21 protein-coding genes are annotated in these 22,875 nt (G+C 67.2%); 16 read left to right on the top strand and 5 right to left on the bottom strand.

The annotated features are described in order from the left end of the window. The first annotated feature begins 151 nt into the window (after positions 1-151). Both AC5P56_RS16935 and AC5P56_RS16930 read left to right on the top strand, forming a co-directional pair. Positions 152-1,024, top strand: a complete 873-nt coding sequence (locus AC5P56_RS16935; RefSeq protein WP_046431294.1) for an EcsC family protein — start codon at positions 152-154, stop codon at positions 1,022-1,024. Between the two features lie 201 nt (positions 1,025-1,225). After that, positions 1,226-2,341 (top strand): alkene reductase, encoded by a 1,116-nt coding sequence (locus AC5P56_RS16930; protein WP_134809029.1) that lies wholly within the window; start codon positions 1,226-1,228, stop codon positions 2,339-2,341. An 89-nt stretch (positions 2,342-2,430) separates the two neighbouring features. Here the strand turns inward: AC5P56_RS16930 and AC5P56_RS16925 are convergent, their stop codons facing one another. Beyond that, positions 2,431-3,324, bottom strand: coding sequence for a mechanosensitive ion channel family protein (locus AC5P56_RS16925; RefSeq protein WP_049408109.1), 894 nt, complete (start codon positions 3,322-3,324; stop codon positions 2,431-2,433). Positions 3,325-3,471: 147 nt separating this feature from the next. Then, complete coding sequence (gene ppsA / locus AC5P56_RS16920) at positions 3,472-5,850, bottom strand: phosphoenolpyruvate synthase (RefSeq protein WP_014647553.1); 2,379 nt, start codon at positions 5,848-5,850, stop codon at positions 3,472-3,474. 144 nt (positions 5,851-5,994) lie between these two features. Between ppsA and ppsR the strand changes: the two genes are divergently transcribed. The 14 genes from ppsR (at position 5,995) to AC5P56_RS16850 (ending at position 20,554) form a co-directional block, all read left to right on the top strand. After that, on the top strand, positions 5,995-6,816 hold the full coding sequence (gene ppsR, locus AC5P56_RS16915; protein ID WP_014647552.1) for a posphoenolpyruvate synthetase regulatory kinase/phosphorylase PpsR: 822 nt from the start codon (positions 5,995-5,997) through the stop codon (positions 6,814-6,816). A gap of 178 nt (positions 6,817-6,994) precedes the next feature. Next, positions 6,995-7,504, top strand: coding sequence for a DUF1249 domain-containing protein (locus AC5P56_RS16910; RefSeq protein ID WP_032956108.1), 510 nt, complete (start codon positions 6,995-6,997; stop codon positions 7,502-7,504). A gap of 41 nt (positions 7,505-7,545) precedes the next feature. After that, positions 7,546-8,034, top strand: a complete 489-nt coding sequence (locus AC5P56_RS16905; RefSeq protein ID WP_014647550.1) for an NUDIX hydrolase — start codon at positions 7,546-7,548, stop codon at positions 8,032-8,034. A gap of 124 nt (positions 8,035-8,158) precedes the next feature. Next, positions 8,159-8,776 carry a DUF2239 family protein gene (locus tag AC5P56_RS16900; RefSeq protein WP_032956104.1) on the top strand — a complete coding sequence of 206 codons (618 nt, stop codon included), beginning with the start codon at positions 8,159-8,161 and terminating at the stop codon, positions 8,774-8,776. A 118-nt stretch (positions 8,777-8,894) separates the two neighbouring features. Continuing rightward, the gene (locus AC5P56_RS16895) at positions 8,895-10,256 is read left to right on the top strand and encodes an MATE family efflux transporter (protein WP_481452863.1); all 1,362 of its coding nucleotides are present in this window, start codon (positions 8,895-8,897) and stop codon (positions 10,254-10,256) included. A 455-nt stretch (positions 10,257-10,711) separates the two neighbouring features. Then, entirely contained in the window at positions 10,712-11,326 is a 615-nt protein-coding gene (locus AC5P56_RS16890) for a CDP-alcohol phosphatidyltransferase family protein (protein WP_014647547.1), read from the top strand. A gap of 22 nt (positions 11,327-11,348) precedes the next feature. After that, positions 11,349-12,413, top strand: a complete 1,065-nt coding sequence (gene phaE, locus AC5P56_RS16885; protein WP_495231825.1) for a class III poly(R)-hydroxyalkanoic acid synthase subunit PhaE — start codon at positions 11,349-11,351, stop codon at positions 12,411-12,413. Then, positions 12,410-13,477 carry a class III poly(R)-hydroxyalkanoic acid synthase subunit PhaC gene (phaC, locus tag AC5P56_RS16880; RefSeq protein WP_046431281.1) on the top strand — a complete coding sequence of 356 codons (1,068 nt, stop codon included), beginning with the start codon at positions 12,410-12,412 and terminating at the stop codon, positions 13,475-13,477. Before phaE ends, phaC begins: the two co-directional genes overlap by 4 nt. A gap of 33 nt (positions 13,478-13,510) precedes the next feature. Beyond that, on the top strand, positions 13,511-13,879 hold the full coding sequence (locus AC5P56_RS16875; protein WP_262225316.1) for a YfeK family protein: 369 nt from the start codon (positions 13,511-13,513) through the stop codon (positions 13,877-13,879). Positions 13,880-13,943: 64 nt separating this feature from the next. Next, positions 13,944-14,147, top strand: a complete 204-nt coding sequence (locus tag AC5P56_RS16870; RefSeq protein WP_014647543.1) for a PspC domain-containing protein — start codon at positions 13,944-13,946, stop codon at positions 14,145-14,147. Further along, on the top strand, positions 14,144-14,596 hold the full coding sequence (locus AC5P56_RS16865; RefSeq protein ID WP_169412771.1) for a hypothetical protein: 453 nt from the start codon (positions 14,144-14,146) through the stop codon (positions 14,594-14,596). The genes AC5P56_RS16870 and AC5P56_RS16865 overlap by 4 nt, the downstream gene beginning before the upstream one ends. A 750-nt stretch (positions 14,597-15,346) precedes the next feature. Then, entirely contained in the window at positions 15,347-15,562 is a 216-nt protein-coding gene (locus AC5P56_RS16860) for a hypothetical protein (RefSeq protein WP_005410085.1), read from the top strand. Between the two features lie 207 nt (positions 15,563-15,769). Beyond that, positions 15,770-18,157 carry a Tex family protein gene (locus tag AC5P56_RS16855; protein WP_288495197.1) on the top strand — a complete coding sequence of 796 codons (2,388 nt, stop codon included), beginning with the start codon at positions 15,770-15,772 and terminating at the stop codon, positions 18,155-18,157. Between the two features lie 207 nt (positions 18,158-18,364). Next, complete coding sequence (locus AC5P56_RS16850) at positions 18,365-20,554, top strand: PAS domain S-box protein (RefSeq protein ID WP_014647539.1); 2,190 nt, start codon at positions 18,365-18,367, stop codon at positions 20,552-20,554. Between the two features lie 140 nt (positions 20,555-20,694). On the opposite strand, the gene AC5P56_RS16845 is transcribed toward AC5P56_RS16850, so the two are convergent. The 3 genes from AC5P56_RS16845 to AC5P56_RS16835 form a co-directional block, all read right to left on the bottom strand. Beyond that, the gene (locus AC5P56_RS16845) at positions 20,695-20,841 is read right to left on the bottom strand and encodes a hypothetical protein (protein ID WP_154582529.1); all 147 of its coding nucleotides are present in this window, start codon (positions 20,839-20,841) and stop codon (positions 20,695-20,697) included. Positions 20,842-20,860: 19 nt separating this feature from the next. Continuing rightward, positions 20,861-21,151: a putative quinol monooxygenase gene (locus tag AC5P56_RS16840; RefSeq protein ID WP_046431272.1), complete on the bottom strand. Its 291-nt coding sequence runs from the start codon at positions 21,149-21,151 to the stop codon at positions 20,861-20,863. Positions 21,152-21,213: 62 nt separating this feature from the next. Beyond that, positions 21,214-22,302: a DUF5694 domain-containing protein gene (locus AC5P56_RS16835; protein WP_495231824.1), complete on the bottom strand. Its 1,089-nt coding sequence runs from the start codon at positions 22,300-22,302 to the stop codon at positions 21,214-21,216. Positions 22,303-22,875 lie beyond the last annotated feature (573 nt).

The following is a 22,875-nucleotide window of genomic DNA, read 5'->3' as shown; positions in this document are numbered from 1 at the left end:
CCCGGCGCTATCGGATGACACGCCAACGGGTAGTGCCGGCCGCTGGCCGGCAAGGCGCCGGGGTCGGATCCCTTTCCTGCGGAAAGGGCTCTGACCCCTCTGTCGTACCCCGCGACGAACCGTTCAACTTCCTGGCGCTAAGATCGGCGCCATGAACGAGCCGATCCTGCTCCCCCGCGACATCGCCCATGACGCCCGCGACTGGTCCGACCTGCAGCGCGCGGTGGCCCTGCTGGAAGCGCCGACCCTGACCGCGCGCATGGCCAACCTGGTCGGCACGCCGCTGGAGTTCGCGGTGAAGGCGCTGCCCAGCTCGGTCTCCAACCGCATCCACGGTGCTGTGCAGGCGGCGCTGAGCAAATCGGCGCAGGCCGCGTTGTGGAGCATGGACAACAGCCCCGGCAAGGGGGCGTCCACCCGCTGGCACAAACTGGCGGCGGCCACCTCGGGCGCGGTCGGTGGGGCCTTCGGCTTCGCGGCCTTGTTCATCGAGCTGCCGGTGTCGACCACCATCATGATGCGTGCGGTGGCCGACGTGGCCCGCAGCGAGGGCTTCGACCTGTCCGAGTTCAGCACCCGCCAGGCGTGCCTGGAGGTGTTCGCGTTGGGCGGCAACTCGCCGCGCGATGATGCCAGCGAGACCGGCTACTACCTGGCCCGCGGCTTCACCACGGATGTGATGCGCCACCTGTCGGCCGAGCTGGCCGGGCGCGTGGTGACCGGCCGCGACCTGACCCTGGGCGTGGCGCCAAAGGAAGCTGGCAAGCTGCTGGCGAAGATGGTGGAGAAGGTGGCGGCGCGCTTCGGCGTGGTGGTTACCGAGAAATTCGCTGCGCAGGCGGTGCCGATCGTCGGTGCCGCCGCCGGTGCAACACTGAATACCATGTTCACCGACTACTACCAGGACATGGCGCGCGGCCACTTCATCGTGCGTCGGCTGGAGCTGAAGTACGGGGAAGACGTGGTGCGCGCCTGCTATGACCGCGTGGCGCATGGCGGCGTGCTGATCGAGCCCACGCTGTAGCCGGCTTCGGGGTCGGATCCCTTTGCGTTGCAAAGGGATCCGACCCCGGTTGCGCGCGGGGTCGGATCCCGTTCCGCAGGAAGGGGCTCTGCCGGTCATCCTTGCCTTGGGGGAACAATTGTTTTGCCAGTGCATGCCTGTTGCCTGGCAGCTGGCATCCCCATCCTTTGCGGCAGTCCCCCCCCGCAAGAGATCGCCGCCATGTTGTTCACTCCCCACCGCTTGGGCGCCTTGACCCTGCCCAACCGCATCGTGATGCCGCCGATGACCCGCTCGCGTGCCGCCGAAGGCAACGTCGCCACCGCGGACATGGCCGCCTACTACGCCCAACGCGCCAGTGCTGGCCTGATCGTCAGCGAAGGCACCCAGATCAGCCCGCAGGGCCAGGGCTATGCCTGGACCCCGGGCATCCACAGCCCGGAACAGGTGCAGGGCTGGCGCCGGGTGACCGATGCCGTGCATGCCGCTGGCGGCCGCATCTACGCCCAGCTGTGGCATGTGGGCCGGGTCTCGCACGTGGCCCTGCAGCCGGGTGGTGCCGCACCGGTGTCGTCGTCGGCGCTGCTGGCCGAAGGCGTGAAGGTGTTTGTCGACCCTGCAGGCGCTGGCCCGGAAGCGGGCGTAGGCGAGATGATCCAGCACTCGATGCCGCGCGCGCTGCGCGAAGACGAGATTCCGGGCATCGTCGCCGACTATGCACAGGCCACCCGCAATGCACTGGCCGCCGGCTTCGATGGCGTCGAGCTGCACGGGGCCAATGGCTACCTGATCAACCAGTTCATCGACTCGCAGGCCAACCGGCGCACCGACGGCTATGGCGGCGCGTTGCAGAACCGGCTGCGGTTCCTGCGCGAGGTCGTGCAGGCGGTGACGGCCGTAGCCGGTGGTGACCGCGTCGGTGTCCGTCTGGCGCCGCTGACGACGTTGCAGGGCGCGGTGGACGATACGCCACAGGCGACCTATCTGGCCGCGGCGCACCTGCTGGGTGAGCTGGGCGTGGGCTACCTGCACATCGCCGAAGCCGACTGGGACGATGCGCCGTTGATGCCGGTGGCGTTCAAGCAGGCGCTGCGCATGGTCTACCCGGGCACGCTGATCTACGCCGGCAAGTACACCGCCGAACGCGCCGAGCAGGCACTGGCTGAAGGCTGGGCTGACCTGATCGGCTTCGGTCGCCCGTTCATCGCCAACCCGGACCTGCCGGAGCGACTGCGTACCGGTGCGGCGCTGAATCCGCCGGATCGTGCGACATTCTTTGGCGGTGGCGCGGTCGGCTTCACCGATTATCCGACGCTGGAAGAGAGCGTCGCGGCCTGATCCTGGCCGCTGCCGGCCGCTGGCCGGCATTCCGATGTCGTATCGCCGATGGGTGGGTGCCGACCGTTGGTCGGCACTACCGGCATGGATCAGGGCTTGTCGCGCACCAGCGCGTCAGCCTCTATCACCCCGCCATCCTTGCCGTGCAGGTACAGGTGCATGTCCTGCTGCGGGTACGGGATGTTGATGCCCGCCTTGTCGAAGCCCAGCTTCAGCTGCTCCAGCAGCGTGACCTTGGTACCGAACCAGTCGGCCGACTTCACGTAGCAGCGGATGCCGAGGTTGATGGCGTGCGCGCCCAGCTCATACACCACCACGTCCGGTGCCGGTGTCTGCAGCACGCGTGGGTCGGCCTTCATCAACGCCAGCGCGGTATCGCGCGCCAGCTGGATGTTGTCTTCATAGCCGATGCCGATCACCAGTTCGACGCGGCGGGTCGGTTCGGCGGTGAGGTTGATGATCGGTGCAGCGGTGATCAACGTGTTCGGAATGGTGGTGTGCTGGTTGTCGGCACCGGTGATGACGGTCTGGAAGATGCGCACTTCGCGCACCGTGCCGGTCTGTCCGGCCACGGTGACCACATCGCCCACGCGGAACGGTCGCAGCGTCACCAGCATCACGCCCGAGGCGATGTTGGACAGCGAATCCTTCAATGCCAGGCCGACGGCCAGGCCAGCGGTACCGAGCACGGCCAGCAACGGGGTGATCTGCACGCCCAGCGTGCCGATCGCCAGCACCACCACGATCACAAGCGATGCGGCATACACCACGTTGCGCAGGAAGCTGCCCAGCATCGGGTCCACACCCATGCGAGCCGTAGCGCGCGGCATCGCGTTGGACAGGCGTCGTGCCACCCACAGGCCCACCAGCAGCACCACGATCGCGGCCAGCAACGGTACGCCGTAGGTTTCCAGCAGGCGCTCCCAGTTGAGCGAGTGGAACCAGGGCGTTGCGGCGGGGGCGGGTCGGGCGGCGGCGATCATGCGGGATTCCTTTGCTGCTGAGGGACAGGCGCGAGGTGCGCGTGGCGTGCACGGACGCCAGAAACAGCAAGCCCCGCAGAGGCGGGGCTTGCGTGCGGCAGCAGTATGTGCGGACGTCGATGAAAGCGACGTCAGCCCATTACGGCATCAGCCGTTGGCCTTCAGCTTGGCCAGGCGCAGCCAGGTATCGACCACGGTGTCCGGGTTCAGCGACACCGACTCGATGCCTTCCTGCATCAGCCATTCGGCCAGATCCGGATGATCGGACGGGCCCTGGCCGCAGATGCCGACGTACTTGCCCTTGGCGCGTGCGGCCTTGATCGCCATCGATAGCAGCTTCTTCACTGCCGGGTTCCGTTCGTCGAACAGGTGCGCGACGATCGACGAGTCGCGGTCCAGGCCCAGGCTGAGCTGGGTCAGGTCGTTGGAGCCGATCGAGAAGCCGTCGAAGATCTCCAGGAACTCATCGGCGAGCAGTGCGTTGGACGGCACTTCGCACATCATGATGATCTTCAGGCCGTTCTCGCCCTGCTTCAGGCCGTTCTGTTCCAGCACCTCGACGACCTTGCGGCCTTCTTCCAGGGTGCGCACGAACGGAATCATGACCCACAGGTTGTCCAGGCCCATTTCGTTGCGCACGCGCAGCACGGCCTTGCACTCCAGCGCAAAGGCGGCCGAGAAGCTCGGGTCGACGTAACGGCTGGCGCCGCGGAAGCCGATCATCGGGTTTTCTTCGTGCGGCTCGTAGTTGCTGCCGCCGATCAGGTTGGCGTACTCGTTGGACTTGAAGTCCGACAGGCGCACGATCACCGGGTTCGGTGCAACCGAGGCGGTGAGCGTGGCGATGCCTTCGGCCAGGCGGTCCACGTAGAAGCTGACCGGATCACCGTAGCCGGCGATCTTCTCGTCGATCTTCTTCTTGGTCGCCGCATCCTGGCGGTCGTATTCCAGCAGCGCGTTCGGGTGGATGCCGATGTGGCTGGCGATGATCATTTCCAGGCGGGCCAGGCCGATGCCGGCGTTCGGCAGCTGGCCGAAGTCGAAGGCACGTTCCGGGTTGGCCACGTTCATCATGATCTTCAGCGGTGCCGGCGGCATGTTGCCCAGATCGGTGGTGGTGCGCTCGAAGCCGAGCTTTCCTTCGTAGATGAAGCCGGTATCGCCTTCAGCGCAGCTGACGGTGACCAGCTGGCCATCTTCGATCACCTTGGTGGCGTTGCCCGAACCGACCACGGCCGGCACGCCCAGCTCGCGCGCGATGATCGCGGCGTGGCAGGTACGGCCGCCACGGTTGGTGACGATGGCCGAAGCGCGCTTCATCACCGGTTCCCAATCGGGATCGGTCATGTCGGCGATCAGTACGTCGCCCGGCTGCACGCGGTTCATGTCGTCCAGCGTCTTCACCACGCGGGCCACGCCCGAGCCGATCTTGGCGCCGACGGCGCGGCCTTCGGCCAGCACGTTGCCGCCCTTCTCGGTCAGCGCGAAGCGCTCGATCTGGGTGGCGTGGCTGCGCGACTTCACCGTTTCCGGGCGCGCCTGCACGATGAACAGCTTGCCGCTGACACCGTCCTTGGCCCACTCGATGTCCATCGGGCGGCCGTAGTGCTTTTCGATGACCAGCGCCTGCTTGGACAGTTCCTGCACGTCCTCGTCGCTGATCGAGAAGGTGTTGCGCAGCTCGGCCGGGGTGTCCTCGATCCTGACGCGCTCACCCGGAACATCGGAATACACCATGCGGATCGCCTTGCTGCCGAGCGAGCGGCGCAGGATCGCCGGCTTGCCGGCCTGCAGGGTGGGCTTGTAGACGTAGTACTCGTCGGGATTGACCGCGCCCTGCACGACCATTTCGCCCAGGCCGAACGAAGAGGTGACGAACACCACGTCGCGGAAGCCGGACTCGGTGTCCAGGGTGAACAGCACGCCGGACGAACCGACGCCCGAACGCACCATCAGCTGCACGCCGGCGGACAGGAACACATCCTCATGCTTGAAGCCGTGGTGCACGCGGTAGGCGATGGCGCGGTCGTTGTACAGCGAGGCGAACACTTCCTTGACCTTGTGCACGACGTCGTCGGCACCGGTGACGTTGAGGAAGGTTTCCTGCTGGCCGGCGAAGGAGGCATCCGGCAGATCCTCGGCGGTGGCCGAGGAACGCACGGCCACGGCCACATCGCCGCCGCCGTTGTCGGCGCTCAGCTTGGCGTAAGCGGTGCGGATGTCCTGGTCCAGCTGCGGCTGCAGCGGCGCATCGATCACCCAGCTGCGGATTTCCTTGCCGGCGGCGGTCAGCGCGTTGACGTCCTCGACGTCCAGCGTGGCCAGCCTGTCGAAGATGCGCTTGGACAGATCGTTGTGCGCAATGAAGTCCTTGAAGGCTTCAGCGGTGGTGGCATAACCGCCCGGCACCGAAACGCCCAGACCGGCCAGGTTGCCGATCATCTCGCCCAGCGACGAATTCTTGCCGCCTACGCGGGCCAGATCGGCCAGACGCAGTTCGTGCAACCACAGGATGTTCTCGTTCAAGCGCGATGCTCCGTTTGGCCATCGCCCGAGGCGGGCTGAGTGGCCGCGTCCGTAGGAAGAAGCCGATATGATGCCGGGCAGAGCACCGTCGGCACAAGCTTGTGCTGGCGGCCTTTTTAAGCTTCGTAGGGGGTAAAAGCGCGCATGTCGACCATCCGTCCGGTGTTCTACGTTTCCGATGGAACCGGTATCACCGCTGAAACCATTGGGCATAGCCTGCTGACCCAGTTCTCCGGGTTCAGCTTCATTACCGACCGCATGTCGTTTGTCGACGACCCCGAAAAAGCGCGTGAAGCCTGTGCCCGGATCCAGGCGGCAGGGGAGCGCTACCAGGTCCGGCCGATCGTGGTGAACTCCTGCGTGGACCAGAGCCTGAGCCTGATCCTGGCCGACAGCGGGGCGCTGATGCTGGATGTGTTCGCGCCGTTCATCGAGCCGCTGGAGCGTGAACTGGCCAGCCCGCGCCTGGCCCGGGTCGGCCAGGCCCACGGCATGGTCGATTTCGATACCTACCACCGTCGCATCAACGCGATGAACTTCGCCCTGACCCATGACGACGGCATCGCGGTGAACTACGACGATGCCGACGTGATCCTGGTGGCGGTGTCGCGCGCGGGCAAGACGCCGACCTGCATCTACCTGGCCCTGCATTACGGGGTACGCGCGGCCAACTACCCGCTGACCGACGAAGACCTGGAAAGCGATCGCCTGCCGCCGCGACTGCGCAATTACCGGCGCAAGCTGTTCGGCCTGACCATCGATCCGGACCGGCTGCAGCAGATCCGCCAGGAGCGCCGTCCGAACTCGCGCTACGCCAACCTGGAGACCTGCAAGCGCGAGGTGGCTGCGGCCGAGACCATGTTCCGCATGGAGCGGATCCCGACCCTGAGCACCACGCATACCTCGATCGAGGAGATTTCCAGCAAGGTGCTGGCCACGCTCGGGCTGCAGCGCGAGCTGTATTGAGCCTTTCCGGCGCGCCGCACTTCGCCCTGTAGAGCCGAGCCCACGCTCGGCTGGGCCGCCGGGTTCTTCCCGAACAGCAGCCGAGCATGGGCTCGGCTCTACACGGGGATCGTCGTTGTCGGGTTGGCTGTGGCTTGAGGCGCCCCCACGTTGAAGCACCAACGTGTAGGATCGACCCATGGCCCAAGCCTCGCCCCGCACCGAACGTATTCCCCGCCTGAGCCGGTTGAGCTGGCTCATGGGCCTGTACGCGGAGAACTACCGCCATCTGGTGCGCCTGTTCGAACCGGCCGGGCTGGTGGCGGGCAGCTACATTTCCTCGATCGGCGACGGCCTGGACGTACGCCTGGACGTGATCGAGTGCCACCGCTACACGGTGGAACTGCGCCTGACCTACGACCTGGCTGACCCGGTCACCGGTGAGCCGGATCCCTCGGCGTATGTGCGCCTTTACCGTGACGCACGCCAGGCCGAGACCACCCATTGCTACGTCGGCCGCCGCTGGCAGGACACGATGGGCCTGTACCCGCCGCCGGCCGAGCTGATCAGCCACCGCATGCGGATGAACACCTTCCTCGGCAAGTGGCTGGAATACCTGGCTGAGCGCGGTCACGGCGTGGCCACCCTGCGCCGCGATCCCGATGGCGCAGGCACACCCGCCGAGCGCCGCCTGTCGCTGGTGCGCTGATCGGCCATAATCCACGGCTGACCTGCCGCTGGATGCCGCCCATGCCGTACACCCCGATCGTCGCCACCCTGGGCTACGTGCTGTCGCCTGATCGTCGCCAGGTGCTGATGATCCACCGCAACACCCGTCCGGGTGACCACCACCTGGGCAAGTACAACGGGCTGGGCGGCAAGATCGAAGCGGACGAGGACGTGGCAGCCAGCATGCGTCGCGAGATCGCCGAGGAAGCCGGCATCGACTGCACCGGCATGCGCCTGCGCGGCACCCTCAGCTGGCCGGGCTTCGGCAAGCACGGTGAAGACTGGCTGGGCTTCGTGTTCGTCATCGACACTTTCGAAGGCACCCCGCACGGCGGCAACCATGAAGGCACGCTGGAGTGGGTGGACCTGGACAAGCTGGACACGCTGCCGATGTGGGAGGGCGACCGCAACTTCCTGCCGCTGGTGTTCGACGCCGACCCGCGCCCGTTCCACGGCGTGATGCCGTACAAGGACGGCCGCATGGTCAGTTGGTCCTACAGCCGGCTGTGAGGTGACGAATCGGGTGGGTGCCAACCTTGGTTGGCACGCTCTTCTGGCAAATTAATACCCGGACAATATTGACTCGGTAAAATTACCCGGGCAATATTCACGCATCGCCTCTGATGCCATTGCCATGCCTGTGTCCCGACTTCCTCCCTTCAGCTGTTTCGACGGCCATCGCCTGGTCGCTTCCGGTACCCCGGAAGTGGCAGCGCTGGCGTTGAAACAGCTGCGTGCCGACAACGCAGCCGGTCCGCTGCTGGTGTTCGACAACGCCAGCGGGCGAACCCGCGATTTCGACACGCGCGGCAGCGACACAGAGCTGCTGGCGCGGGTGACCGAAGCGTTTCCCTCCGCCGTGGAGGCGGATGCCGACGTCACTACCGGAGAGGCACCCGCAACCCCGCGTGGCCGTGGCCGCCCCAGGCTGGGCGTGGTCGCCCGCGAAGTGACGCTGCTGCCGCGGCATTGGGCGTGGTTGGCCGAGCAGCCGGGTGGGGCCTCGGTGGTGCTGCGCAGGCTGGTGGAAGCGGCCAGCCGTGCCGGTGCCGACGAGGATCGGCAGCGCCGCCACAGCGAGCGTACCTATCACTTCCTGCAGGCCATCGCCGGTGACCTGCCGGGCTTCGAGGAGGCCATTCGGGTGCTGTTCGCGCATGACCGCGCGGGCCTGGAAGCAGCGCTGCATTCCTGGCCCAGGGATGTGCGCGACCACGCCCTGCGCCTGGCGTTCGAAGACGCTGACGGCTGAGCCATCGCGCCGTTGCTGAGCGACGGCGTCATCTGATCGCGGGCCGCGGCCCGCTTCCCCTGTGCTTGCTTTGCTGGCGGAAACGCCGGGCAGGGCGGCGCCTTGCCCAGAGAATCCCATGAGCCCCCCTGTACATCCGACACCTCCGGCAGCACCCCCGCTGTGGCGCACCTACCTGACGCTGCTGCTGCCGATGCTGCTGACCAATGCGTTGCAGCTGGCCGCAGGCACGCTGGACAACATCTATCTCGGCCACCTGCTTGGCACACAGGCGGTGGCTGCGGCCGCGGCGTTCTTCCCGGTCTTTTTCCTGCTGCTGGCCCTGGTGATGGGCCTGGCCACGGGCGCGATGGTGCTGATCGGCCAGGCCTGGGGCGCGGGCCGCCCGCAACAGGCGCGCGCGGTGGCCGGCAGCGCGGTGGCGCTGATCCTGCTGTTGTCGGTGCTGGTGATGGCCCTGGGCGGCGGTTTCGCGCCACAGCTGCTGGCGGCACTGGGCACGCCGGCAGCGATCCTCGGCGAGTCCATCGTGTACGCGCGCGTGCTGTTGCTGGCGGCTCCGGTGTTCTTCCTGCTGTGGCTGGCCACTGCCGTGAGCCGCGCAGTGGGCGATGCAAAGACGCCGCTGCAGGCGCTGCTGCTGGCCACGGTGGTCGGCCTGCTGTGCACGCCGCTGCTGATCCTGGGCTGGACCGGCCTGCCGCGGCTGGGGTCGGCCAGTGCGGCTGTATCGGCGGCGTTTGCCTCATTGTTGGCCCTGGGCTGGTTGCTGTGGCGCTGGCATCGGGTAGGACATCCCCTGGCGCCACGGCGCGAGCAGTTGCGTGCCATCCGTTTCGATGGCGCGCTCATCCGCGCGATGCTGCGCATCGGCGTACCGTCTTCGCTGCAGATGCTCAGCCTGGCCATTGCCGAGATCGTATTGCTGGGCTGGATCAACCGCTACGGCTACACGGCCACGGCGGCCTACGGTGCGGTCAACCAGTTGATGAGCTGGGTGCAGCTGCCGGCCATGTCACTGGGCATTACCGCCACCATCCTTGCGGCGCATGCGATGGGCGCGGGGCGTACGGCACGGCTGCCCGGCATCGCCCGCACCGGCGTGCTGCTTGGACTGGCGATGCTGAGTGCAGTGGTGCTGCTGGTGATGGCGCTTGCGCCCTGGCTGACCGGCCTGATCCTGGTGGCTGCCGAAGCGCATGAACTGGCCACGCTGCAGTTGCGCACGGTGGCATGGGGCGTGCTGGCGATGGGCGGCAGCACCGTGCTGGTAGGGGTGATGCGCGGCAGTGGCACGGTATGGCGGCCAGCGCTGCTGGGCATGGCGGCGGTATTGCTGCTGGAGCTGCCGCTGGCGATGTGGATGCAGGCGCAGCACGGGCTGGCCGGCGTGTGGTGGGCGTGGCCGCTGGGGTTGCTGGCGATGCTGGTGATGCAGGTGTTCTGTTTCGAGCGCTGGCGGCGGGTGCAGGCTGGGTAGTGCCGGCCGCTGGCCGGCAACGCGGAACGGTCGGGGCAGCCGGCCAGCGGCCGGCTCTACCACTTCAGGGCCGCTGCGCCAGCGGCAGGTGGAAGCATCCGGCATCATCGCCGCCCGTCACCAGGAATCGGACGCGGCGGCGGCGGGCCCGCCGGTGACCATAGCGCCGACTCTGCGGCTTGGGAAGTAGGGAAACCCCGCGGAAGAGTGATGAGGAAATGTCCACCGTCGCAGTCGGTGAGATCTGGTTGTCCACAGGGGGTGTGGATTACGCGTGGGCAACTTTGTGGATAAGCCCCGACAGGCGCCACCCCCCTAGGCTGTCAAGATGGGTGGCGAAAAATTCACCGCCGGTGACGACGGGTGAGGGGGCGGTGAAGGATCGGCTGAGCCAGCGCTGTCGCCAGCGGCGGCGCTCGCGGTAACCTGTGGGCCTTGATGCTCCGTGAGACCCCATGAAACGTCACTTCTCGATGCTGCGCGAATTCCAGCTGGCCGACTGGTTCACCCTGGCCAATGCTTTCTGCGGCACCGGTGCGGTCTTTGCCGCGATGCGCTTCCTGCAGGACGGCGAGCGCGGCTATCTGCTGTTCGGCATGGCGCTGATCCCGCTGGCCTTCATCTTCGACGCCCTCGACGGGCGCATCGCGCGCTGGCGCAAGTCCAGCTCCACCCTGGGCCGCGAGCTGGACTCGCTGTCCGACGTGATCTCCTTCGGCGTGGCGCCGGCGGCGCTGGCCTATGCCTGCGGCATGCAGGGCGGATGGGACTGGCTGGTGCTGAGCTACTTCGTCTGCTGCGGCGTCAGCCGCCTGGCACGCTACAACGTCACTGCCGAGGCGCTCGCCGGCGACGAGGGCAAGGTCACGTATTTCGAGGGCACCCCGATCCCGACCAGCCTGGTGCTGGTGATCGTACTGGCGATTGCCGCCGGCACCGATGCCATCGGCCAGAACATCTGGTTCGGCCAGTGGCAGATCGGCCCGTGGCAGCTGCACCCGATGGTGCTGTTGTTCGCCCTGTCCGGGTCGCTGATGATCAGCAAGACCCTGCGTATTCCCAAGCCATGAGCCAGCCCTGCGGAGGCCTGCGATGACCAGCTCGGCCCACGACACCGGCAGCAGCGATTTCGAAACCCTGGCCCGGCAGTATTTCGGCGCCTGGGGCGATGCCCTGCGCCATGCGAGCACGCCCGGCGCACCCGCCGGTGACGATCCCGGCAGTTGGCAGCGGTTGTTCGACTGGTGGGGCCAGCTGTTGCCCGAGCAGGCGCAGGGCGCGCCGGAAGATGCCGTGCGCCGGTTCCGCGAACAGGCGGGCAGCTGGTACGGCACCATGCAGGAGGTCGCCGCACGGTTTGCGGGCCGCGACGCCAGCAGTGCCGATGTGGCCCAGGCCTGGCGCGAGGCGGTGCAGGGGCAGGGCGACGGCATGCTCCAGTGGATGCTGCAGGGCGCCCGTGGCAGCACGCACGCCGGCGCCGCGATACCCGAATTCGCCGCCTGGCTGCAGCAGTTCCAGCTGCAGGCGGGCCCGTGGCTGCAGAGCCCGGCATTCGGCCCCGGCCGCGAGCACCAGGCGCGCTGGCAGGCCCTGCTGCGTGCGCAGGAGGAATACCAGCAGCATTCGCGCGCCTATGTCGATCAGATCAAGCAGGCACTGGACGAAGCCTTTGCGCTGTTCGAGCAGCGCCTGGCCGAGCACGAACAGCCCGGCAGCCAGCTGACCAGCGCCCGCGCGATGTTCGACCTGTGGATCGAAGTTGCCGAGGAGGCCTACGCCAAGGTCGCCATGTCCGAACCGTTCCAGAAGGTGTACGCCTCGCTGGGCAACGCGCAGATGCGCCTGCGCGCCGGCCTGCAGCGGGAGGTGGAACAGATGAGTGAACGGATCGGCCTGCCGACCCGCAGCGAGATGGATGCCGCACACCGCCGCATCGCCGAGCTGGAGCGCAGCCTGCGCCGCCTGCAGGCGCAGGTGGCTGTGCTGGCCGGAACCGCTGAGGTCGATCCGGTGGCGCAGCCGGCGCCGGCGAAGGTGAAGCCAACTGCGCGCAAGGCCGCGAAGAAGGCCGCGCCGGCAAAGAAGGCGCCTGCGAAGAGGACATCTGCGAAGAAGGCCGCACCTCGCGCTTCCGCTCGGGCGCGTGACCGATGAAGGGACCATTGGGCTTCAACGCCGATGACCTGATGCAGGAGAGCCTGGCCATGCAGCGCAAGCTGATGGAAGGGCTGAAGCTGCTGCCGCAGGTGGAAGACGTGGACTATGGCGTGACCGCGCGCGAGGAAGTCTGGCGCGACGGCAAGGTGGTGCTGTATCGCTTCGTCGGTGAGCAGGCGCCGACCCGGCGCACGCCGCTGCTGATCGTCTACGCGCTGGTCAACCGGCCGTACATGGTCGACCTGCAGGCCGACCGTTCGCTGGTGCAGAAGCTGCTGGCGCTGGGCCAGGACGTGTACGTGCTGGACTGGGGCTACCCGGACCGGTCCGAACGCTTCCAGACCCTGGAGGACTACCTGCTGCGCTACATCGACGGAGCGGTCGATGCGCTGCGCGTGCGCAGTGGTGGCCCGGTCGACCTGCTCGGCATCTGCCAAGGCGGCGTGTTCGCACTCTGCTACGCAGCGTTGCGCCAACAGAAGCTGGGCAAGCTGATCACCATGGTCACCCCGGTCGATTTCCAGACCGCCGACAACATGCTCTCGCACTGGGCGCGGCAGGTGGACGTGGACCTGCTGGTCGATACGCTGGGCAACATCCCGGCCGACCTGATGAACGCCAGCTACCTGATGCTCAAGCCGTTCCGCCTGAACGTGCAGAAGTACGTCGGCCTGCTCGACATCCTCGATGACAAGGCGGCGCTGGAGGACTTCCTGCGCATGGAGAAGTGGATCTTCGATTCGCCGGACCTGGCGGGCGAGGCGTTCCGCGATTTCATCAAGCAGTTCTACCAGGCCAATGGCCTGATGAAGGGCACGGTAAGGATCGGCGAGGAAGCAGTGGACCTGTCGCAGGTGACGCTGCCGGTGCTGAACATCTACGCCGAGCAGGATCATCTGGTGCCGCCGGACGCCTCGCGCGCGATGCGCGGGCGCCTGGGCACGGACGACTACACCGAGTCCAGCTTCCGCGGTGGCCATATCGGCATCTACGTGTCCGGGCGCGCGCAGCGCGAAGTGCCGGCCACGATCGATGGTTGGCTGAAGGCGCGCGACCTGTAGAGTCGAGCCCTGCTCGACTGACTTGGAGGGATGATGACGTACCGGGTTTTGTTGATTCTTGCGGTACTGCTGGCAGCGCCACTTGCCCAGGCCGCACCCGGTGCGGATGCACGGCGGGAGATCGCCCAGTTGATCGCCAGCCTGGACGGCTCCCAGTGCCGGTTCCAGCGCAATGGCAGCTGGTACGACGGCGGCGATGCGCGCGCGCATCTGCAGCGCAAGTACGACTATCTGCTGAAGAAGGACATGGTGGACAGCGCCGAGCAGTTCATCGAGCGCGCCGCCAGCCAGAGCAGCATGAGCGGCAAACCCTATCGCATCCAGTGCCCGGGGCAGCCTGAACAGACCGCAGCCGCCTGGTTCGGTGCGCGCCTGCAGGCGCTGCGTCACCGCACGCCGTAGACATGGGCAGGGTGTAGAGTCGAGCCACGCTCGACTGCCCTGTCCGTTGCCCGGAGCCGCCGCCATGAACACCACGCCCAAGACACTGTCGCGTTCATTGAACGACCGCATGATCGCCGGCGTGATGGGTGGCATTGCCCATCGCTTCGGCTGGAATGCCACCCTCCTGCGGGTGGTCTACGTGCTGCTGTCGCTGGCCTCGGCGGCCTTCCCCGGCATCCTGGTCTACCTGATCCTGTGGCTGCTGATGCCGAACGAGGCCGATTGAACACCGCCTCCCGGCCTTGGCCGATCTGGCTGCGCGCGCTGCAGGTGCTGGGCGCGGTGTGGACCCTGCCCAACACCCTGATCGGCCTGATGGGTGGGTTGGCCGGCATGCTCGGCGGCGCGACATTGCGCTGGAGCGGGCGTGACTGCGCGCTGGTGTTCGACCGTTGGCCGTGGGGGCCGGGTGGGGCGATCACCTTGGGCAATGTGATCCTGCACACGGGCCACGATCTTGGCATTTCCTGCCGGACCTACGCGCATCAGGCGGGGTGGGGCGTGGAGCCGCTGATCCGGCTGGACGACCATGAGCGTGCGCATGTCTACCAGTACATGGTGCTGGGGCCGCTGTACCTGCCGGTGTACCTGCTGTGTGGCGGGGTGAGTGCGCGCAATCCGTTCGAGCGGGCGGCCGATCATTTCGCCCGGTTCGGGCACGGCTGGTGGCCGTAGTTTCCAGCCAACGGCGCAGCCCCTCGTGGCTTGGTCGCGGAATGCCTGCTTCCTGGGGGCTGGCCGGGTGGGTGGGGCCAGCGCGGACGCCGTGAACCCATCCATGGGGGCTTGGCCGCGGCTTGCACGTGTGCGCTGTCCTGCGCACACGGCAAGACCGGGGTTGGGCGTCCTGCCCAACCCGTCGGGCGCATGCGCCCGACCCATGCCGCAGATACCCCGCCACCCCCACCCACCCGGCCGCTGACAGATTCCGTGCGCGTCCAGCCACGGAAGAGATAAAGAACAGCAGAAGCGGGTCGCGCGCTGCGCTTGCTCGTGTAGAGCCGAGCCTGCGCTCGGCTTCGCGGACTGGCCTGAAAGCAGCCGAGCGTGGGCTCGGCTCTACAAAAAGCGGCCAGGCAAGCTGTTTTTGCTTTTGATCTTCTTTTTTCTTTTCCGTGGCTGGACGTGCCCGAAAAACTGTCAGGGGCCGGGCGAGGTGGGTGCGCGGCCCAATCACATGAAACGCGTTACACGACCACCCACGAGGGGCTGCGCCGTTGGCGGGAATCCCCCACGGATTCGTTAGCCGGAAGTTAAGGATCCGTAAGCATTCTGCTGCGATCCCGCAGTCATCTGCATGCAACCGATCGTCATTAGCCTTCGTGACGTTCCAGTCAGGTTCGACGCGGTAAGCTCTCCCCCGATGAGCTCGCAGCATCGCTCATCGAGTGCAGTACGCAGTAGCAATTTGGAGGAATACATCACATGGCAATCGTTCTTTATGTCGGTGGTAGCAAGGATGGCGAGAAGGGCGTGGTGCCCTACGGCTTCAGCAAATCCCGCGCCGACACCGCGCTGGGGCCGGAGTTCTACACGGAGCGGTTCATGGAACTGCAGGGTGTCGGCAAGGTCCGCCTGATGGCCCTGGAAGGCATGCGTGACGAGATCGTCATGCAGCGCGCCGCCCGCCACTACCGCTGACCTACGCAACACGCGGCAGGGCGCGCCCACCATCGCGCGCCCGCGCCGGCATCCCAGCCCCGGGCCAGTCCGGGCCCGCTCTTTGCCAGGATGCCGGCGTCCACTCCGGCTACGCCGCTGTACCTCGTCCCCTGTCAATGCCTTGTCCGGCTCCGTCGTCGGTTGCCAGAATGGGGTCTTCCCGTAACGCGGCTCAGACCTGAAGCAATGCACGACGCCAAGAACGCCCAGAGCGCGCTCGCCCAGCAGATCGCCCAGACCATCGCCGACGAGATCGGTGCCCAGTCCGCCCAGGTACGCGCCGCCGTCGGCCTGCTCGACGAGGGCGCCAGCGTTCCGTTCATCGCGCGCTACCGCAAGGAAGTGACCGGTGGCCTGGACGACACCCAGCTGCGCAACCTGGAAACCCGGCTGACCTACCTGCGCGAGCTGGAGGACCGCCGTGCGGCGGTGCTGGCCAGCATCGGCGAGCAGGGCAAGCTCAGCGACGAGCTGCGCAATGACATCCTGGCCGCCGATACCAAGAGCCGGCTGGAAGACCTGTACCTGCCGTACAAGCCCAAGCGACGTACCCGCGCCCAGATCGCCCGCGAGGCCGGTCTGGAGCCGCTGGCCGACGGCCTGCTGGCCGATCCGACGCAGGACCCGCAGACGTTCGCGGCCACCTTCGTCGATACCGACAAGGGTGTGGCCGACACCAAGGCCGCGCTGGAAGGCGCCCGCGCGATCCTGATGGAGCGCTGGGGCGAAGATGCCGCGTTGGTTGGCGAGCTGCGCACCTGGCTGGGCGAGACCGGCGTGATCCGTGCCCGCGTGGCCGAGGGCAAGGAAACCGAAGGCGCCAAGTACCGCGACTATTTCGAACATGCCGAATCTCTGGCGAAGATTCCCTCGCACCGGTTGCTGGCGCTGTTCCGCGCGCGCCGCGAAGAGATCCTGTTCCTGGAACTGGACCCGGGCAGCGATGCCGAAGCGGGCCACCAGTACGCCGAGGGTCGGGTGGCACGCAAGGCCGGCATCGCCGACCGGGGGCGTGCCGCCGACCGCTGGCTGCTGGATGCCTGCCGCCTGACCTGGCGCGCCAAGCTGCACACCCATCTTCTGCTGGACCTGTTCAACCAGGCCCGCGAAAAGGCCGAAGCCGAAGCCATCGCGGTGTTCGGCGACAACCTGAAGGACCTGCTGCTGGCCGCACCGGCCGGCCCGAAGACTGTGCTGGGCCTGGACCCCGGCATCCGTACTGGCTGCAAGATCGCCGTGGTCGATGCCACCGGCAAGCTGGTCGCCACCGACACCATCTACCCGCACGAACCGCGCCGCCAGTGGGAGCAGTCGGTGCAGACGATCAAGCAGCTGTGCGCCAAGCACAACGTGGAGCTGATCGCGATCGGCAATGGCACCGCCAGCCGCGAAACCGACAAGCTGGCCGGCGAAGCGATCAAGGCTGCCGCCAACCCGAAGCTGCAGAAGGTCGTGGTCAGCGAGGCGGGCGCCTCGGTGTACTCGGCCTCCGAGTTCGCGGCCAAGGAGTTCCCGGGGCTGGACGTGTCGCTGCGTGGCGCGGTATCGATCGCTCGTCGCCTGCAGGACCCGCTGGCCGAACTGGTCAAGATCGAACCCAAGGCGATCGGTGTCGGCCAGTACCAGCACGACGTGGACCAGTACCGCCTGGCGCGGGCGCTGGACGCGCGCGTGGAGGACTGCGTGAACGCGGTCGGCGTGTATGTCAACACCGCCTCGGCCGCGCTGCTGTCCCGGGTGTCCGGCCTGTCGGCCACGGTGGCCGAGAACATCGTGCGCCATCGCGACGACAACGGCCCGTTCAAGCGCCGCAAGGACCTGCTGAAGGTCGCGCGCCTGGGCGAGAAGACCTTCGAGCAGTGCGCCGGCTTCCTGCGCATCGCCGATGGCGACCAGCCGCTGGACGCCTCGGCGGTACACCCCGAAGCCTATCCGGTGGTTGAGCGCATCGTGGCCAGCACCGCGCGCCCGATCAAGGCGCTGATCGGTGACGGCAGCTTCCTGCGTGGCCTGAAGGCAGAACAGTTCACCGACGACACCTTTGGCGTCCCGACCGTGCGCGACATCCTAAAGGAACTGGAAAAGCCGGGCCGCGACCCGCGCCCGGAGTTCAAGGCGGCGCGCTTCGCCGAGGGCGTCGAGGACATCGAGGACCTGCGCGAGGGCATGGTGCTGGAGGGCGTGGTCAGCAACGTGGCCGCCTTCGGGGCCTTTGTCGATATCGGCGTGCACCAGGACGGCCTGATCCACATCTCGGCGCTCGCCGATACCTTCGTGAAGGACCCGCGCGACGTGGTCAAGGCCGGTGACATCGTCAAGGTGAAGGTGCTGGAGGTGGACGTGGCGCGCAAGCGCATCGCCCTGACCCGGCGCCTGGACGATACCCCGGGCCAGGCCACCAGCCGCCCGGGCCAGCGCGATGAGCGGGGCCAGGGCCAAGGGCCGCGCCGTGACGCTGGCGGCCAGAACCGTGGACCGAACCGCGGCCAGGGCGCTGGCGGCCGTCCGGCCCAGTCTGCGCCGCCGGCCAACAATGCCCTGGCCGAGGCCTTTGCCCGGGCCAAGCGCAGCTGAGGATCGTGCCCCCCGTCACGGTTGATCCGGGTCGGGGGACTTGTCGGTTTTCCCCGTGATTGCGCACACTTGCGCCTGAGGGGGGCGTTTGGCCTCCCCGCTGTCGCTGGGGAGGACCATGACGCCAGCACGACCCGCCGTCTTCGTTGCAGGCCGCAGTGCTTCGCTGCGGTCGGCGCCTGCCCGTGCCGGCAGGGGACCGGAGTGATGCCGGGCCAGGGCACCCACGGCAATGGACTGCTGGAGCGCCGCCTGCAGGCGTTGGCTGAAGAGCGTCGCCGGCTGGCGATGATCATCGACGGTACCGCTGCGGGTACCTGGGAATGGAACGTGCAGACCGGCGAGATGCGGGTCAATGCGCGCTGGGCCGAGATTGTCGGTTATCGCCTGGATGAGCTGGAACCGATCTGCCAGAAGACGTTCCTGAAGCTGGTCCATCCCGATGACATTGCGCTGTCCGATGCAGCGCTGGACGACCATTTCGAAGGGCGCAGCGACAACTACGCCTGCCTGCTGCGCATGCGCCACAGGAACGGCCAGTGGATCTGGATCCAGGACCGTGGCCGGGTCTTTGAATGGGACGGGCAGGGCAAGCCGCTGTGGATGGCCGGTGCCCATGCCGATGTCACCGAACTGCAGCAGGCAAGGCAGGACGCGGCCGAGACCCGGCAGCGCCTGCAGGCCGTGGTCGATGCGTCCGATGAGGTGGCGGTGATCGCCACCGATACCGATGGCACCATCACCCTGTTCAACACGGGGGCGGAGCGCCTGCTGGGCTACAGCGCGGCGGAGGTGGTCGGCCAGCGCCGGCTCGACGCCTTCCACGATCCAGCCGAACTGAAAGCGTGGTTGCAGCCGCTGGCTGATGCTGATGGCAATCTTCCCGGCGTGTTCGAGGCGCTGAGCGCGCGTGCCGACGGGCAGACCTACTCGCGGCAGTGGACGCTGCTGCGCAAGGATGGCCAGTCACGCCAGGTACGCCTGTCGATCAGCCGCATGGAGAGTGCCGATGGAACGCGCATCGGCTACGTCGGCATGGCCATCGACATTACCGAGATCCTGCAGGCACGCGCCGAAGCACGACTTTCGGCAGAGAAGTTCGCTGGCGCGTTCACCTCCGCCGCACTGGGCATGGCACTGGTGTCGCTGGAAGGACGCTGGCTGGATGTCAACGACGCGCTGTGCCGGATACTGGGCTACCCGCGAGAAGAGCTGCTGCAGGTCGATTTCCAGCGCCTGACCCATCCCGATGACCTGCAGACCGACCTGGCCCTGGTACAGGACCTGTTGGCCGGGCGACGCAGCCACTATCACCTGGAAAAGCGCTACCTCGACCGCGACGGCCGCATCATCTGGGCGCGGCTGTCGGTGTCGCTGGTGCGCAACGAGCATGGCGAACCGCTGCATTTCGTGTCGCAGATCCAGGACATCACCGCCCAGCGCAGCAGCGAGCAGCGCCTGTTCGAGAGTGAACAACGCAGCCGAATCACGCTGGATGCGGTGGCCGACCTGGTGCTCAGCGTCAGCCTTGATGGCCGCATCGACTACGCCAACGCGGCTGCGGTGCGCACCCTGGCCGGTGATGGCGCATTGTCGCTGGCCGGGCACAAGGTTCAGGACGTGCTGGCGCTGACCACCGAGTACGCGCCCGGTTCGGTACTGGATGTGACGGTGCTGCTGGACCCGGAGAGCAACGCGGTGGACCTGCACGCCGACCTGCTGCTGCGCCTGGGCACGGCAACGGTGCCGGTGGACCTGACCCGCGCCTGGCTGCGCGATGACGAAGGCCACGTGCGCGGCGCGGTGTGGGTGCTGCGCGACGACACCCAGCAGCGGGCACGCCAGCGCGAAGCCCGCCACCTGGCCGAGATCGATCCGCTCACCGAACTGAGCAACCGCCGCGGTTTCGAGGTACACCTGCAGCAGGCGATCACCCGCGTGGAGCGCACCGGCCAGGCTGCCTCGCTCATGTACATCGATCTGGACCGCTTCAAGCCGGTCAACGACACCTGGGGCCATCTGGCCGGCGATGCCGTGCTGTGGGCGGTGGCCAGCGTGCTGCGCCATGGCGTGCGCGATTCGGACGTGGTGGCACGGTTGGGCGGCGACGAATTCGCGGTCATCCTGTCCGGTTGCACGCCGCGGCGTGCGGCCCGCATCGGGGGCGAGCTGCTGCACACCCTGGCCGCGCTGTCCATTCCGTGGGACCAGGACCGGCTGCGGATCGGTGCCAGCATCGGTATCGCGCCGCTGGCCGGCGGCATGAGCGTGGACCAGGCGGTGGCTGCGGCCGATGCCCAGTGCTACCGGGCCAAGGCGATGGGGCGCAACAACGTGCAGGTGCAGGGCGAGTTGTCCCAGCTTCCGGGTGACGATCCCGACGCCGCGGAGGACTGATCTCAGCCTGTGAGAGGACGCGCGCGAATACTGCGCGCACTCCACTCACGCAGGTAACCTCCATGAATGCCTGGAACCCGGTTGCGGGACGCAAGTTCATTCCGGCCCTGATCGGCTGGTGCCTGGCGCTGGCCGCCTGTCTACGCGCCGAACAGCTGCGCGGCGACCTGCACGCACGGGCGTTGTTGCCCGTGTTGCAGCAAGGTGCGGTCGCGCTGCTGGTCCTGAGCCTGTCCTGCACGGTTGCGGCCTGCCTGTTGCTGTGGCGGCATGGCCGCAGCGATCATGTGCATCCCGCTGCAGGCACTACACCCGTACGGCATCCATCAGCAGGAACCGGCACGGCGCACACTGGAAGGCATTGATCTGTGGCACCAGGCGCTGGAAGTGTTCGCTGGCACAGTGCAGGTCGAGCGCGGCGCGGTCGGGCCACAGCTCGATGAAGATGAAGTGGCCCGGATCCTTCTGGTCGACGAACAGTTCATAGCCGAGGCAGCGCGGCTCGCGCAGCGTGCACGCCACCAGCTCCCGGTACAGGGGAAGCACGGTGTCCACCGCATCGGGATGGATGAAATCCTCGGCGATCACTTTCAGCATGTCGGCACCTGCGAATCGGGTCTTGCAGGATAGTGCCGGCGCATGGCCGGCACCTGTTCCCGTCAACGCAATACCGTGTCCGCACTGACCAGCCGCACGTCATGCATCTGATTGAGGTAGGCCTCGTAGTAGCCCTTGTGCGAGGCACCCACGATGGCCAGCATGCGTCTGCCAGGATGCTGGCTCAGCACGTCGCGGATGTTGGCGACCATGCGCAGGTTGCGGGTTTCCCAGTAACCGACGTACATCCGGCCGAACGCCTTAGAGGACGGCTCGACGAGCGTCGCGCCGAAGTCGCTCTGGTAGGCGGCCATCGCCGCCGCCGGGCTGTTGTAGTCCCGATACAGCGCCATGACACCGCCGGGCTTGTCCAGATCGGCCACGAGGCGTTCATCGGCCTCCCGCCGCGCGCGCGAGTGCGTATTGTTCCAGGCACCGGTGATGGCCGCGCTGGCCGCCGCTTCATCCTCGGCGGGCGTGGGCGAATCGGCCGTGTGGTCGTCCACGGCCCACAGGCGTTCCTGCCCGAGGCGGGCGGCGACCTCGGCGGCGATCAGGTGGGTTTCATTGCGGCGAACCAGGCCTTTTTCGAGGATCTCGACCAAGGCAGGTGTCAGTCCATCACCGCCTTTGCGCTCGGACGCAGGCAGGCGCAGCCACTGCACCTGCGCCGAGCCGCGTTCACCCGCTGCCAGGAACAATGCTGCGAGCCGACGACGCTGGGCGGGCGTCGGCTCGTCCGGCCAGGTCGCAAGCAGGTGCTCGGCCTGGGTGTTCGCCGTAGGCACGTCCAGTCCGGTCGCAGCCTGCGCAGCGGTGGTGTCGAAGCAGTAGGTGGCCACGCTCTCCGCATAGCGTGCCGGGTAGCGACGCATGAAATCGCACTGCAGGCCTGACAGGTCTTCGGTGGCGATCAGCTCGGGCTTCCAGGCGACCAGTCGCTGCAGCAACGGTTCAAGCAAGGCGGGCTGGAAGGACTTGGGCAGGCCGGACAAGTGGGGGGTGCCCAGTACCAGCACTTTGTTCGGGCGCCCGGCAGGCGGGCCCTTCAGCTGGTCGGGATGGAAGCTGGGGCGGTAGGTGGCGTCGGCAGCGAAGGCGCCGCTGCTGCACAGGCCCAGGATGAGGAAACTGGCCAGGCGTGGGAACATGCGATCTCCGTGTCAGTGAGCGTCCTGCGGTTCGCTGCATGCTGGCCAGTTTCATCTGCCATCGGATCTCCCGTTGGTCATGCAAACCTTTTCCGCTTGAACTGCATCCGCGTGCCGGGCAAGGCTATGCCCAGTGACGGCGACAACGCGCGACATATGCCCTGACGACACCCGGTGCCGAGCAGAACCTGCCCAGCCGGCGCCTGGCGAAACCGCTCGGCGGTGCCCCTGTCTCGCGTGAGCAGAATGTGAAGTGCATCGCGATTGTCTACCGCATCCCTGCAGGAGCATCTGAAGATGCGACGGACGTCGCGGAATCCGGCTAAAGCCACCGATCGCGTCGCCGATATTCCCTCTGGATCCCGCTCAAGTCGCCCGCTGCAGGACCCCAGGCTGCCCCCGACGGGCGGCCCGCGCTGTGTGTTCCGCCGCTCCTTATGCCGATCGCACCCGCACCAGACGTTCTTGCCAGCCGCTCGAGGGGTGCCTGCCGGTACCTGTAGTCCCAAGCAACTGAAGTTGCCGCCGGGCATCCCGCCCGTCGGGTCGCAACCGCTTACCGGACACCGAGGA

This window comes from Stenotrophomonas sp. YJH_SMC_131, from assembly GCF_059367975.1.
The sequence above is the reverse complement of the archived record's forward strand: the minus strand, read 5'-3'. Positions and strand labels throughout refer to the sequence as shown.